The sequence below is a fragment of the Micromonospora sp. NPDC005174 genome (assembly GCF_040608495.1).
Lineage (GTDB): Bacteria > Actinomycetota > Actinomycetes > Mycobacteriales > Micromonosporaceae > Micromonospora.
The window spans coordinates 165,786-179,250 of sequence record NZ_JBEXIJ010000011.1; the positions used below are offsets into that span (position 1 = coordinate 165,786).

General features: G+C 71.3%; 13 protein-coding genes. 12 read left to right on the plus strand and 1 reads right to left on the minus strand.

Features of this window, described 5'->3' with window-relative positions; translation table 11 throughout:
* Window positions 1–2 precede the first annotated feature (2 nt).
* From nfi to ahcY, 8 genes are all read left to right on the plus strand, one after another.
* A complete protein-coding gene (gene nfi / locus ABZU91_RS15375) occupies window positions 3–689 on the plus strand; it encodes a deoxyribonuclease V (protein ID WP_355239845.1) in 687 nt (228 codons plus the stop codon).
* A gap of 105 nt (window positions 690–794) precedes the next feature.
* Window positions 795–1,832 carry a hypothetical protein gene (locus tag ABZU91_RS15380; RefSeq protein ID WP_355239752.1) on the plus strand — a complete coding sequence of 346 codons (1,038 nt, stop codon included), beginning with the start codon at window positions 795–797 and terminating at the stop codon, window positions 1,830–1,832.
* 69 nt (window positions 1,833–1,901) lie between these two features.
* A complete protein-coding gene (locus ABZU91_RS15385; RefSeq protein ID WP_355239755.1) occupies window positions 1,902–3,287 on the plus strand; it encodes a phosphomannomutase/phosphoglucomutase in 1,386 nt (461 codons plus the stop codon).
* A 61-nt stretch (window positions 3,288–3,348) separates the two neighbouring features.
* The gene (locus ABZU91_RS15390; RefSeq protein ID WP_355239758.1) at window positions 3,349–3,534 is read left to right on the plus strand and encodes a Trm112 family protein; all 186 of its coding nucleotides are present in this window, start codon (window positions 3,349–3,351) and stop codon (window positions 3,532–3,534) included.
* The gene (locus tag ABZU91_RS15395; protein ID WP_355239761.1) at window positions 3,531–4,727 is read left to right on the plus strand and encodes an SIS domain-containing protein; all 1,197 of its coding nucleotides are present in this window, start codon (window positions 3,531–3,533) and stop codon (window positions 4,725–4,727) included. Before ABZU91_RS15390 ends, ABZU91_RS15395 begins: the two co-directional genes overlap by 4 nt.
* A 58-nt stretch (window positions 4,728–4,785) precedes the next feature.
* Window positions 4,786–5,793 carry a cation diffusion facilitator family transporter gene (locus ABZU91_RS15400; protein ID WP_355239763.1) on the plus strand — a complete coding sequence of 336 codons (1,008 nt, stop codon included), beginning with the start codon at window positions 4,786–4,788 and terminating at the stop codon, window positions 5,791–5,793.
* A gap of 4 nt (window positions 5,794–5,797) precedes the next feature.
* Window positions 5,798–6,961, plus strand: a complete 1,164-nt coding sequence (gene manA, locus ABZU91_RS15405) for a mannose-6-phosphate isomerase, class I (protein ID WP_355239764.1) — start codon at window positions 5,798–5,800, stop codon at window positions 6,959–6,961.
* A gap of 263 nt (window positions 6,962–7,224) precedes the next feature.
* On the plus strand, window positions 7,225–8,724 hold the full coding sequence (gene ahcY / locus ABZU91_RS15410) for an adenosylhomocysteinase (protein WP_355239766.1): 1,500 nt from the start codon (window positions 7,225–7,227) through the stop codon (window positions 8,722–8,724).
* A 188-nt stretch (window positions 8,725–8,912) separates the two neighbouring features.
* Here ahcY and ABZU91_RS15415 read toward each other — a convergent pair whose 3' ends face one another.
* Window positions 8,913–9,065 carry a hypothetical protein gene (locus ABZU91_RS15415; RefSeq protein ID WP_355239768.1) on the minus strand — a complete coding sequence of 51 codons (153 nt, stop codon included), beginning with the start codon at window positions 9,063–9,065 and terminating at the stop codon, window positions 8,913–8,915.
* Window positions 9,066–9,234: 169 nt separating this feature from the next.
* On the opposite strand from ABZU91_RS15415, the gene efeU reads away from it, so the two are divergent.
* From efeU to mtrA, 4 genes are all read left to right on the plus strand, one after another.
* Window positions 9,235–10,185, plus strand: coding sequence for an iron uptake transporter permease EfeU (gene efeU / locus ABZU91_RS15420; RefSeq protein ID WP_355239771.1), 951 nt, complete (start codon window positions 9,235–9,237; stop codon window positions 10,183–10,185).
* A gap of 24 nt (window positions 10,186–10,209) precedes the next feature.
* Complete coding sequence (gene efeO / locus ABZU91_RS15425) at window positions 10,210–11,343, plus strand: iron uptake system protein EfeO (protein ID WP_355239773.1); 1,134 nt, start codon at window positions 10,210–10,212, stop codon at window positions 11,341–11,343.
* Between the two features lie 25 nt (window positions 11,344–11,368).
* On the plus strand, window positions 11,369–12,646 hold the full coding sequence (gene efeB / locus ABZU91_RS15430; RefSeq protein ID WP_355239776.1) for an iron uptake transporter deferrochelatase/peroxidase subunit: 1,278 nt from the start codon (window positions 11,369–11,371) through the stop codon (window positions 12,644–12,646).
* Window positions 12,647–12,767: 121 nt separating this feature from the next.
* Entirely contained in the window at window positions 12,768–13,457 is a 690-nt protein-coding gene (gene mtrA / locus ABZU91_RS15435; RefSeq protein WP_007455837.1) for an MtrAB system response regulator MtrA, read from the plus strand.
* Window positions 13,458–13,465: the final 8 nt, after the last annotated feature.

Consider the following 13,465-nt stretch of genomic DNA (forward strand, 5'->3'; position numbering starts at 1 on the left):
CGCTGACACGAGCTCCGCTTTCGGTCGCGGAGGCGGTGGCCGTACAGGAGGAGTTGCGGCCGCTGGTCGACCTGGTCGGGCCCGGTCCGCTCGCGCCGGAGACGGTGGCCGGCCTGGATGTGGCGTACGCCGATAGCGGTGACCTTCTCGCGGCGGCCGTGACCGTGCTGGACGCCCGGACGCTGGCCGTGGTGGATACGGCGGTCAGCGTCGGCCGGCCGGCGTTCCCCTACGTGCCGGGGTTGTTCGCCTTCCGCGAGGTGCCGGCGCTGCTTGCCGCCCTGAACACGTTGGCGACAATCCCGGACCTGCTGGTCTGTGACGGGCACGGGGTGGCGCATCCGCGCCGGTTCGGGCTGGCCTGTCACCTCGGGGTGGTCACCGGGCTGCCCGCGATCGGGGTGGGCAAGACGCCGCTGGTCGGCGAGTGGGACGCCCCGGCCGCCGAGCGGGGTGCCTGGTCGGCGCTGCGTGACGGGGGTGAGGTGGTCGGCCGGGTGCTGCGTACCCAGGACGGGGTCAAGCCGGTGTTCGTCAGCGTCGGGCACCGGATGAGTCTGGAGAACGCCACTGCCCGGGTGCTCGCACTGACGCCGCGCTATCGGCTCCCCGAGACGACGCGGACCGCCGACCGGCTCTGCCGGGACGCTCTCGCCCGGGCCGGACGCGGCAGCGGAGGCGGGTCGTAAACCGTAACGCCGCACACATGCGGGGCGCTCTATGACAGGTGGCAAGGGTGGCCCGGTAGTAGCCTGACCGGCGGACCCCGTCCGGGGAGAAACGGTGAGGTGATCATGACGCTGCGTCGACGTGCCGCACGGCTCGCGACGGTCTGCGGTCTGCTGGTCGGCCTGGTGATGCTCGGTGCGTCACCCGCGCTGGCCGACGAGGACTCGGTCCGTGTGGGTGCGGCCAGCAGCTTCGCCGCCGGAGGTTCTCCCCAGGGTGTGAACGTCGCGGTGCATAAGCGTTCGGGGGGATGCGTCCTGCTGCGCACGGCGCTGGGTCTGCGCCTCGATGGTCTCCAGCCGGATCAGGTGGCGGTGCAGGTCAACACGGGCGGGCACTGGCTGCCGGTGAGCGTCTCCGGTGGTGGCGGCACCGTGACGACCGGGCAGACCTCGCCGGCCAAGCCGACGTTGTGCAAGGGCAAGAGCATCACGGTGCGGTACCGGGTGGCGTTCGCCGCCGGTGCGCCGGGTGGTCGGCTCTACGTGACCGGTGCGGGTCTCACCGCGACCGGCCAGCAGTTGGGGCATGGTGCCGATACGGCGAAGGTCTCCGGACGGGTCTCCCCGTCGCCCACCCCGACGCCGTCGAAGAAGCCCACTCCGAGCCCCACGCCGACCGAGGTCGCGGCAGCGGGCGAGGTGGTGGACCCGGCCGCGTTGGGTCCGGCCTCCGTCGCGCCCTCCACGACGGCCGTGGCCGCCGAGTCCGGCGGTGGTTCGCCGATCATGTTCGTCGGTATCGGGCTGGTGGCGATCGGTCTGCTGCTGATCGTGCTGCTGGTCCGCCGATTCCGGCAGGACCGCACGCCGGCCGACGAGCAGGGTCCGCTGCCGGGCAACCCCGGTGGCACCACCTACCGCGCCGGCGGTGGGTCGCCGGCCGTGCCCGGTCACCCCGGCCCGGTGTACGGCCAGCAGCCGCCGACGGTGCCCGTTCCCCGGCCCGCCCCCGGCGGCGTCTACGGAGCGCGACCCGCCACGCCTTCGCCGGACGCCACTCAGTTGCTGCCGGGTGCCCCTGGTGCTCCGGGTGCTCGCCCGGGGCCCGACGACCCCGACGGCGGCGATCACACCGTGTTCATGCCCCGGCTCCCCGGCTGAGCGGGGCGGGGCCCGGCCGCTCCGATACGCTCAGGTTCGTTGGAAACCTGCGGCCAAGGAGCGGAACTAGTGTCTGATCTGTCCCAGATCGTCAAGGCGTACGACGTCCGAGGGACGGTGCCGGACCAGTGGGACGAAAGGGCCGCCGAGGCACTCGGGGCTGCCTTCACCCAGCTGCTCAACGCCACTGACGAGCCTGGCGACGCCGTTGTCGTCGGTTACGACATGCGGGCCAGCTCGCCCGGCCTGGCGTCCGCCTTCGCCGCCGGGGTACGCGCCGAGGGGCGCTCGGTGATCGAGATCGGGCTCGCCTCCACCGACCTGCTCTACTTCGCCTCCGGCTCGCTCGGCCTGCCCGGAGCGATGTTCACGGCGAGTCACAACCCGGCGCAGTACAACGGCATCAAGATGTGCCGGTCCGGCGCCCGGCCCATCGGCCAGGACAGCGGGTTGGTCGAGATCCGCGATCGGGCGCAGGCGATGCTGGACTCGGGGACGTCGCGCCCGGCGGGCGAGCCGACCCGGCCGGCCGAGCGGCGCGATCTGCTTCCCGACTACGCCTCGTACCTGCGCAAGCTGGTGGACCTCTCCGGCATCCGGCCGCTGAAGGTGGTGGTCGACGCCGGTAACGGGATGGGCGGCTTCACCGTCCCCACCGTCCTCGGCGAGACCGCCCTGTCGGCCCTGCCGCTGGAGATCGTGCCGCTCTACTTCGAGCTGGACGGCACTTTCCCCAACCACGAGGCGAACCCGCTGGACCCGGCGAACCTGGTCGACCTTCAGCGTGCGGTGGTCGAGCACGGCGCCGACATCGGTCTGGCCTTCGACGGCGACGCCGACCGGTGCTTCGTGGTCGACGAGCGCGGTGAGCCGGTCTCGCCGTCGGCGATCACCGCGCTGGTGGCGGCACGGGAGCTGGCCAAGCACCCGGGCTCCACGGTGATCCACGGTCTGATCACCTCCAGCGCCGTCGCGGAGATCATCCGTGAGCACGGTGGGGAGCCGGTGGTCGCCCGGGTCGGGCACTCCTTCATCAAGGCCGAGATGGCCCGCACCAACGCCGTCTTCGGCGGGGAGCACTCCGCCCACTACTACTTCCGGGACTTCTGGTTCGCCGACACCGGGATGCTCGCCGCGATGCACACGCTCGCCGCCCTGGGCGAGCAGTCGTTGCCGCTGTCCGTGCTGGCCGGCGAGTACGAGCGCTACGTCGCCTCCGGCGAGATCAACTCGACGGTCGCCGACCAGGCTGCGGCGGTGGCCGACGTGCGGGCGGCGTACCCGGACGCGACGGCCGAGGAGATGGACGGGCTGACGCTGCGCTTCCCCGACGGCGCCTGGTTCAACCTGCGCGCTTCCAACACCGAGCCGCTGCTGCGGCTCAACGTGGAGGCACCCACCCGCGAGCGGATGGTCTCGCTCCGGGACGAGGTGCTCGACCGCGTTCGCCGATAAGATCGCCTGCGCCGGTCGGCACCGCCGCCGGTGACCCCGCACTCGTGGAAGGAGCCGTGCCATGGCCCTGGATCCGCAGTTGCTCGAGATTCTCGCCTGCCCGGACACGCACCACGCCCCGCTCATGTACGACGCGGAGGCGCAGACGTTGACCTGCACGGAGTGCGGCCGGATCTTCGAGGTCCGCGATGACGTGCCGGTGCTGCTGCTGGACGAGGCCCGCGGCGGCCCTGGGCAGCAGTCATGATCGACGGTACGGCCGGGGTCAGCGGGCGGCGCGACGCCGACGAGGCCCTGCTCGACAACCCGAACGCGCTGGCCGAGCACGATCCGGGCGACATGTTGCGGCACACCGCCTCGGGTGGCGCCCAGGTACGCGAGAGCGCCGCCCTGGCCGCCGAGGCGAACCTCGCGGTGCTCGCCGACGACGGGCGGCCGCGCGCCGTGGTCATCGCCGGTATCGGCACCGCCGGGCGTACCGGTGACGTGCTGGCCACGGTCGCCGGACCGCGCTGCCCGGTCCCGATCATCGGGCACCGCAGCGCGGGCGTACCCGGTTGGGTGGGTGCCGCCGACGTGGTGATCGCGGTGAGCGCGTCCGGTCGGAGCCCGGAGGCGCTCGGCGCCGCCGAGGCCGCGCACCGTCGCGGTGCCCGGCTGGTCGCCGTGGGCGCACCGGACTCGCAGTTGCAGTCGGTGGCCGAGCGGGCCCGCGCGCCGTTCATTCCGGTGCCCCGACGGGCGCCGGCCCGGGCCAGCCTCTGGGCGCTCACCGTGCCGGTCCTGCTGGCCGCCCGGTCGCTCGGCCTGGTGAAGGTCAACGAGGCGGACCTGGCGGAGACGGCGGCCCGGCTCGACGCGGACGCCGACCGCTGCCGCTCCGCCGCCGAGTCGTTCGTCAACCCGGCCAAGTCCCTGGCGCTGGGCCTGGCCGGCTCGATCCCGATCGTGTGGGGTTCGTCGCCGCTGGCCACCGTTGCGGCTCGTCGCTTCGGCGACACCCTCTCCGCCAACGCCCGCTACCCGGTGGTCACCGGTGCGCTGGGCGAGGCCGGGCGGGGACGGGTCGGGCTGCTGGACGGCGTCTTCGGCGGCCTGGCCGAGGGGGAGCGGGACATTTTCGCCGACCCGTCGGAGGATGACGGCGAGGGCACCCGGCTGCGGCTGGTGCTGCTGCGCGACGGCGGGCTCAACGCCGAGGACGACACCGACGAGCCACTCGCCGTCGAGGAGCGCCGCGCGGACGCGGTGCAGACCCTCGCCGAGCGCCGTGGCGTGCGGTGCGACGTGGTGACCGCCGAGGGCGGCTCGGCTCTGGAGCGGTTGGCCTCGCTGATCGCCGTACCGGATTTCGCCTCGATCTATCTTGCTCTGGCACATGGGTTGGACCCGATGGCCGTACCGGCCATCACCGAGATGAAGGAGCTGTCGAACCAGTGAACGAAAGCAGGGGGCGGCGCGGCACGAACGTCACCACGACGCGAAGCGGAGTGGTGGCGTGAGCGCGAACGGCGGGACGAAGGCGATCGTCGCCGCCCTGCTGGCCAATGTCGGCATCGCCGTCACCAAGTTCATCGCGTTCCTGCTCTCCGGGTCCTCGTCGATGCTGGCCGAGGCGGTCCACTCGGTCGCCGACTCCGGCAACCAGGGTCTGCTGCTGCTCGGCGGCAAGCGGGCCAAGCGCGCGGCCACGCCGGAACACCCCTTCGGGTACGGCCGGGAGCGCTACATCTACGCGTTCATCGTGTCGATCGTGCTGTTCAGCATCGGCGGACTGTTCGCCCTCTACGAGGCGTACCACAAGTGGTCGCACGCGGAGGGCATCACCGAGTGGCAGTGGCTTCCGGTGGCGGTGCTGCTGGCGGCGATCGCCATGGAGTCGTTCTCCTTCCGGACGGCGATCAAGGAGGCCAACCACATCCGGGGCAAGCAGTCCTGGGTGCGTTTCATCCGGCGGGCCAAGGCGCCGGAGCTGCCGGTGGTGCTGCTGGAGGACTTCGGGGCCCTGATCGGTCTGGTCTTCGCGCTGTTCGGCGTCGGCATGACGCTGATCACCGGCAACGGCCGGTGGGACGCCGCTGGCACCGCGATGATCGGCGTCCTGCTGGTGGTCATCGCCATCGTGCTGGCCATCGAGACCAAGAGCCTGCTCCTCGGTGAGGGTGCCGAGCAGCAGGACCTCGCCGCCATCGAGCGGGCCATCACCGAGGGCCCCGAGGTGGAGCGGATCATCCACATGAAGACGCTCTACCTGGGCCCGGAAGAGCTGATGGTGGCCGCGAAGATCGGCGTACCGGCCTGCGAGAGCGCCGAGGCCCTGGCCCGCGGCATCAACGCCGTGGAGGCGCGTATCCGTACCGCCGTGCCGATCGCCCGGGTGATCTACCTTGAGCCGGACATCTACAGCGTCGCCGCCGCCAAGGCGGGCACCGGCGCCGCCGCCGACACCGCCGTACCGCAGCCGGAGGACGCGGCGGGCGAGGCGGTCGGGCGGCCCGGGGTCTGAGACGGTGGAACCGCTGTACGGACCGATCCGGGACTACGCCTGGGGGTCCCGCTCCGCCATCGCGCTGTTGCAGGGGCGGCCGGTGCCCAGCGCCGGACCGGAGGCAGAGCTGTGGTTGGGTGCCCACCCGGGCGCGCCGGCGAGCGTGGAGCGCGCCGGAGCCCGGGTGAGCCTCTGTGACCTGGTACACGACGAGCCGGGGCAGTGGCTGGGGCAACGGGTGACCGACCGGTTCGGCACCCGGCTGCCGTTCCTGCTCAAGGTTCTCGCCGCCGACGCGCCGCTGAGCCTGCAGGCACACCCGGACGCCGAACAGGCCCGGGCGGGGTTCGCCGCCGAGGCGGATCTCCCTCCGGGGGAGCGCAACTACTCCGACCCGCACCACAAGCCGGAGTTGCTGGTCGCGCTCACCCCGTTCGAGGCGCTGTGCGGGTTCCGCGATCCGGTGGAGTCGGCTGAGGCGCTCGCCGCGTTCGGCGTACCCGAGTTGGCACCGGTGGTGGACGCGCTGCGGACCGGACCGGCTGGCCTGCGCACGGCGGTGGCGACGCTGCTCGGCTGGCCGCTCGCCGAGCGCGACGGGCTGCTGCGTGCCGTCCTCTCGTCGGCTGCCGACGGCCCGGACGCCGAGTTGGCCCACCGGCTGGCGAAGGCGTATCCGGGCGACCCGGGCGTGCTGGTGGCCCTGCTGCTGCACCACCTGCGACTGGTGCCGGGCGAGGGGATCTGGATGCCCGCCGGCAACCTGCACGCGTACCTGAGCGGCTGCGGCGTCGAGATCATGGCGGCCAGCGACAACGTGCTGCGCGGTGGCCTCACCCCCAAGCGGGTCGACGTGGACGAGTTGTTGCGGGTGCTGCGCTTCGAGGTGCTCGACGAACCGGTCCGTGCCGCTCGACACGTCGGCCCGGGGGTGGACTGCTGGGCGGTGCCGGTGGACGACTTCGCGCTGCACCGGGTGCGGGTCGGCGCTGCCGTGCCGGAGGCCACCCTGGCGCTGCCCGGCCCCCGGGTCGTGCTGTGCGGCGCGGGCTCGGTGACGGTCGACGACGGGGCGGGTGCCCTGACGCTGACGTCCGGCCAGGCGGCGATCGGCACGGCGGCCGGCGAGCCGCTGCGGATCACGGGTGACGGTGAGGCGTACGTGGCGACGTCGGGCCTGCGCTGACCCGACACAAGTCCGACTTTCCCGGAATAGCTTGACTCAGCTTTGGCCGAGTGTGACTCTATGAGTACGCAGCGTTATCGCGACGACGGTCCGGCAACGTGCGGGGAACCAAACCGGGGGGATGCGCGGGGCGGGCGGAGGCGGGCAGCAGGTCTGTCCACCACCGACCGCCCCGTGCGCTGTCCGCTGCCCGTCCCCCGGCGGCCCTCGTCGGCGCGCGTAAGGTGGAGGATCGGCGTAGACATCGTTCGACAGGAGCTTTCATGACCAGCACCCTCCCGGCGGCCGCCAGCGGCACGCCGTCCGAGGCTCGGCCGAGCACGCTCGCCGAGGGCGACTTCAAGGTGGCGGATCTGTCGCTCGCCGAGTTCGGGCGCAAGGAGATCCAGCTCGCCGAGCACGAGATGCCCGGCCTGATGGCGATCCGGCGGGAGTTCGCCGACGCGCAGCCGCTCGCCGGCGCGCGGATCACCGGCTCGCTGCACATGACCATCCAGACCGCCGTCCTGATCGAGACGCTGGTCGCCCTCGGCGCACAGGTCCGCTGGGCGTCCTGCAACATCTTCTCCACCCAGGACCACGCCGCCGCCGCGATCGTCGTCGGCTCGGACGGCACCCCCGACGCCCCCGCCGGGGTCCCCGTCTACGCCTGGAAGGGCGAGACGCTGCCCGAGTACTGGTGGTGCACCGAGCAGGTGCTCCTCTGGCCGGACGGGCAGGGCCCCAACATGATCCTCGACGACGGCGGTGACGCCACCCTGCTCGTGCACAAGGGCGCCGAGTTCGAGAAGGCCGGCGTCGTGCCGCCGGTCGAGTCCGCCGACTCCGAGGAGTACGCGGTCATCCTCGAACTGCTGCACCGCTCGCTGGGCGAGGACGGCCAGCGTTGGACCCGGGTCGCCGCCGGCATCAAGGGCGTGACCGAGGAGACCACCACCGGCGTGCACCGCCTCTACGAGATGCACCGCGCCGGCACGCTGATCTTCCCGGCCATCAACGTCAACGACTCGGTCACCAAGAGCAAGTTCGACAACAAGTACGGCTGCCGGCACTCCCTGATCGACGGCATCAACCGCGCCACCGACGTGCTGATCGGCGGCAAGATGGCGGTCGTCATGGGCTACGGCGACGTGGGCAAGGGCTGCGCCGAGTCGCTGCGTGGCCAGGGTGCCCGGGTCGTGGTGACCGAGGTCGACCCGATCTGCGCCCTCCAGGCGGCGATGGACGGTTACCAGGTCGCCACCCTGGACGACGTTGTCGAGCAGGCGGACATCTTCATCACCGCCACCGGCTGCTTCGACGTCATCACCAACGAGCACATGGCCCGGATGAAGCACCAGGCCATCGTCGGCAACATCGGCCACTTCGACAACGAGATCGACATGGCCGGCCTGGCCAAGCGCTCCGACGTGGAGCGGATCAACATCAAGCCGCAGGTCGACCTGTGGCGGTTCGCCGACGGGCACGCCATCATCGTGCTGTCCGAGGGGCGTCTGCTGAACCTGGGCAACGCCACCGGGCACCCGAGCTTCGTCATGTCGAACTCGTTCGCCAACCAGACGATCGCCCAGATCGAGCTGTTCACCAAGACCGAGGAGTACCCGGTCGGCGTCTACGTGCTGCCCAAGCACCTGGACGAGAAGGTCGCCCGCCTGCACCTGGGCGCGCTCGGCGCGAAGCTGAGCACGCTCACCAAGGAGCAGGCCGCGTACCTGGGCGTCTCCCAGGAGGGCCCGTTCAAGCCGGACCACTACCGCTACTGATCGACGTCACCGAACCGGGTCGGCTGCACAAAGCCGGCCCGGTTCGTCGTTCCCGCAGCCTCTACCCTCCGCGATCTTGCAGTTTCTGTTGTGGATTCGCGGCGCTTGCCCTGCTATGCCGCCACAGAAAGTGCAAGATCGCGGGGGTGTGGGGTGGGGCCGGGGTGCGGGGGGTGCGGGGGTGGGGGTTAGCGGGGGCGGCGGCGGGTGGGGCGGAGCCAGGTCCAGGCGCACCAGGCGAGCCAGCCCAGTGACACGACGGTGGCAAGTGCTCGCTGGCGCAGGGCGCTGAGCAGCATCACCACGGCCAGCACCGCCAGCCACGGCAGGAAGGCTTTCACGACGGGGATCCTCGCACGGCCGGTCGGTGAACGGCGTACGACGGGGCGTCGAAGGCCAGGTCACGGGAAGAGTGAGCTTGCCATGAACAACTTGACGAGGCCCCTGAACTGGAGGAAGGTATGGCTGCCCTAAGTTAGCTGAGGCGTGCCTAATGAACACGGAGCTCGGATGTTCGCCACCTACCTGATCGGCCTGCGGGAAGGCCTGGAAGCGACCCTGGTGGTCAGCATCCTGGTCGCCTTCCTGGTGAAGTCGCAGCGCCGGGACCGGTTGCCCCAGGTGTGGGCGGGCGTCGCCCTGGCCGTGGTGCTCTCCGTGCTGTTCGGCTGGCTCATCGAGTACACCTCGACCTCGCTGCTGGCCCGATCCGAGGATCGTGAGCTGTTCGAGGCGATCACCTCCGTCGCCGCCGTGGTGTTCGTCACCTGGATGATCTTCTGGATGCGCAAGGCGGCCCGCACCATCGCGGGTGAGCTGCGCGGCAAGCTGACCGAGGCGCTGGCCGTCGGGTCGCTCGCCGTCGCCGGGATGGCCTTCCTCGCGGTGATCCGGGAGGGCCTGGAGACCGCGCTGATCTTCTACTCCGCCGCACAGGGCGCGGCTGGGGACAGCGGGCCGCTGCTCGCCCTGGTCGGCGGCATCGTCACCGCCATCGTGCTCGGCGTGCTGCTCTACGCCAGCGCCCTGCGGATCAACCTCAGCAAGTTCTTCACCTGGACCGGCGCGCTGCTGATCCTGGTCGCCGCCGGCATCCTCAAGTACGGCGTCCACGACTTCCAGGAGGCCGGTGTCCTGCCCGGGCTCGGCGACCTCGCCTTCGACATCACAGGCGTGCTCGACCCGACCACCTGGTACGCGGCGCTGCTGGCCGGCATGTTCAACGTGACCCCCGCGCCCACCGTGCTCGAGACGATCGCCTGGATCGGGTACGCCGTTCCGGTCCTGGTGCTCTTCCTGCGCCCGACCCGCCGTACCCCCGCGCCGGGCGCAACCACCGCGAAGCCTTCCGCGCCGGTACCGGCCGCAGCTTCGCCGTCCACCACCACCGTCACCGAGCGCGGGGCCGACACCGGCACCGAGGCCGAGGCCGAGGCGGCATCCGCGCCGCAGCGTGCCTGACCCTCACGAGGAGAAACAGCTCAGATGCGTACCACCCGATTCTTCGCGCTGGCCGCTGCCGGTGTGTTGGCGACGACCGGCATCGCCGCCTGCTCCAAGGACGACTCCGGTAAGTCGGACGCGGCGGGCGGCCCGATCGTGGTCAAGGCCACCGACACGGCCTGCGACGTCGCCACGACCGACCTCGGCGCCGGCACCGCCACCTTCAAGATCACCAACTCGGGCGCGAAGGTGACCGAGTTCTACGTGTACGCCTCCGGCGACCGGGTGATGGGTGAGGTGGAGAACATCGCCCCCGGGCTGAGCCGCGAGCTGCACGTCGAGTTGCCGGCCGGCACGTACGAGACGGCCTGCAAGCCGGGCATGAGCGGCAAGGGCATCCGGGGGGCGCTCAAGGTCAGCGGGTCCGCGCAGCCGCTGACCGCCGACGCGGCCCTGGCCGGCGCCACCGACAACTACCAGCGCTACGTCAAGAGCCAGACCTCCGCGCTGCTGGAGAAGACCGAGGAGTTCGTCGCCGCCGTAAAGGCCGGCGACGTGGCGAAGGCCAAGGGCCTCTACCCGGTCGCCCGCACCTACTGGGAGCGGATCGAGCCGGTGGCCGAGATCTTCGGCGACCTCGACCCCAAGATCGACGGCCGCGAGGAGGTCATCGAGGAGGGGATGGAGTTCACCGGCTTCCACCGGATCGAGAAGGACCTCTGGCAGTCCGGCGACATCAGCAAGGACGGTCCGATCGCCGACCGGCTGCTGGTCGACGTCAAGGAGATCGTGGCGAAGGCCAACGCCGAGAAGCTCTCGCCGCTCCAGCTCGCCAACGGCGCGAAGGAGCTGCTCGACGAGGTCGCCAGCGGCAAGATCACCGGCGAGGAGGACCGCTACTCGCACACCGACCTGTGGGACTTCGCCGCCAACCTGGAAGGTTCCAAGGCGGCGCTGTCCGCCCTGCGGCCCGCGCTGGAGCAGCGTTCGCCGGAGCTGGTCAAGCAGCTCGACACCGAGTTCGCGAACGTCGAGGCGCAGCTCGGCAAGCACCGCGACGGCGACGGGTGGAAGCTGCACACCGCGTTGAGCAAGGCCGAGCTCAAGGAGCTCTCGGACGGCATCAACGCGCTCGCCGAGCCGATCAGCAAGGTCGCCGCAGTCGTCGCCAAGTGACCGGGACGCAGGGGGAGTCGAGTCGATGAGCGTACGCAGGTTGACCCGTCGGCGGGCTATCACGCTCGCCGGCGCGGGGGTGGCCGGAGTCGCCGGGGTGGCCGCAGGCGCGGGTGCGCTCGTCGGCGACTCCCGTGGCCCGGCGGCAGCCAGTGACCATCCGGCGGGCGCGGTGCCGTTCTTCGGCGAGCACCAGGCCGGCATCGTCACCCCGGCCCAGGACCGGCTGCACTTCGTCGCCTTCGACGTCATCACGAAGGACCGGGCCCGCCTGGCCGGGATGCTCGAGGAGTGGACGGCCGCCGCCGCCCGGATGACGGCCGGCCGTGACGCCGGTGTCCTCGGGGCGGTCGGCGGGATGCCGGAAGCCCCGCCGGACGACACCGGCGAGGCCCTCGGACTCCCGCCGTCGCAGCTCACCCTGACGATCGGCTTCGGTCCGACGCTGTTCCGCGATGCCGACGGGCGGGACCGGTTCGGGATCGCCGACCGCCGCCCGGCCGCCCTCGCGGAGCTGCCCAGGTTCCCCGGCGACGCGTTGCAGGCTCCGATCTCCGGCGGCGACCTGTGCGTGCAGGCGTGCTCCAACGACCCCCAGGTGGCGGTGCACGCGATCCGCAACCTGGCACGGATCGGCATGGGGGTGGTCAGCGTCCGCTGGTCGCAACTCGGCTTCGGCCGTACCTCGTCGACCTCCCGCGACCAGGCGACCGCCCGCAACCTGTTCGGCTTCAAGGACGGCACGGCCAACCTCAAGGCCGAGGAGACCGATCTGCTCCGCGACCAACTGTGGGTGCAGCCCGGCGACGGGCCGGACTGGATGACGGGCGGGTCGTACCTGGTCACCCGGAAGATCCGGATGATCGTGGAGACCTGGGACCGGACCCCGCTGGCCGAGCAGGAGGAGATCGTCGGTCGGACCAAGGGCAGCGGCGCCCCGCTCGGGCGCAGCAAGGAGTTCGACGAGCCGGACTTCGCGGCACGCGGTGACGACGGCAAGCCGCTGATCGCCGAGCACGCCCACGTCGCCCTGGCCCATCCGAGCCGCAACAACGGCGCGCACCTGCTGCGCCGTGGCTACAACTTCGTCGACGGTTCGGACGGTCTCGGTCGGCTCGACGCCGGTCTCTTCTTCATCGCCTACCAGCGGGACCCGCGCCGGCAGTTCGTGCCGATCCAGACCCAGTTGGCCCGCCACGACGTGATGAACGAGTACCTGCGGCACGTCTCCAGCGGCCTGTTCGCGTGCCCGCCCGGTGTACGCGACGGTGGCGACCACTGGGGCCGGGCGCTCTTCGGCTGACCGGCGGCGCAACCCGTCCGAGCTGTGGTGGCGGCGGACCGCGTCGAGGGGGGATCATGAGGCTGTCCGTGCCGGGTGACGCCGGTCCCACCGATCTGAACGGGGATGCAATATTAATCCCATGAGAGCCCGGGTACTGGTGGTCGACGACGACCCCGCACTCGCCGAGATGCTCGGTATCGTGCTGCGCAGTGAGGGTTTCCTGCCCTCGTTCGTGGCCGATGGCGAGCGGGCGTTGGCCGCGTTTCGTGACAGCCGGCCGGACATCGTCCTGCTCGACCTGATGTTGCCCGGAATGAGTGGTATCGACGTGGCGCGGTCGATCCGTGCCGAGTCCGGCGTGCCGATCGTCATGCTGACCGCCAAGAGCGACACCGTGGACGTCGTCCTCGGGCTCGAGTCCGGCGCCGACGACTACGTGGTCAAGCCGTTCAAGCCGAAGGAGCTGGTGGCCCGGATGCGGGCCCGGCTGCGCCGTGGCGAGGACGTCGCGCCGGAGATGCTGACCATCGGTCCGCCCGGCAACCAGATCACCATCGACGTGCCCGCCCACACCGTCAGCCGCAACGACGAGGAGGTGAAGCTGACGCCGTTGGAGTTCGACCTGCTGGTCGCGCTCGCCCGCAAACCGCGTCAGGTCTTCACCCGCGAGGTCCTGCTGGAGCAGGTCTGGGGCTACCGGCACGCCGCCGACACCCGACTTGTCAACGTGCACGTGCAGCGGCTGCGCGCCAAGATCGAGCCAGATCCGGAACGGCCGGAAATCATCCTCACCGTGCGGGGCGTGGGCTACAAGGCGGGTACCGGATAGCCTGGTCA

Excerpts from the sequence above, each read along its gene's own strand:
- ABZU91_RS15380 (WP_355239752.1), top strand. The coding sequence starts at position 795 with ATGACGCTGCGTCGACGTGCCGCACGGCTCGCGACGGTCTGCGGTCTG.
- ABZU91_RS15390 (WP_355239758.1), top strand. The coding sequence starts at position 3,349 with ATGGCCCTGGATCCGCAGTTGCTCGAGATTCTCGCCTGCCCGGACACG.
- ABZU91_RS15395 (WP_355239761.1), top strand. The coding sequence starts at position 3,531 with ATGATCGACGGTACGGCCGGGGTCAGCGGGCGGCGCGACGCCGACGAG.
- ahcY (WP_355239766.1), top strand. The coding sequence starts at position 7,225 with ATGACCAGCACCCTCCCGGCGGCCGCCAGCGGCACGCCGTCCGAGGCT.
- efeU (WP_355239771.1), top strand. The coding sequence starts at position 9,235 with ATGTTCGCCACCTACCTGATCGGCCTGCGGGAAGGCCTGGAAGCGACC.
- efeO (WP_355239773.1), top strand. The coding sequence starts at position 10,210 with ATGCGTACCACCCGATTCTTCGCGCTGGCCGCTGCCGGTGTGTTGGCG.
- efeB (WP_355239776.1), top strand. The coding sequence starts at position 11,369 with ATGAGCGTACGCAGGTTGACCCGTCGGCGGGCTATCACGCTCGCCGGC.
- mtrA (WP_007455837.1), top strand. The coding sequence starts at position 12,768 with ATGAGAGCCCGGGTACTGGTGGTCGACGACGACCCCGCACTCGCCGAG.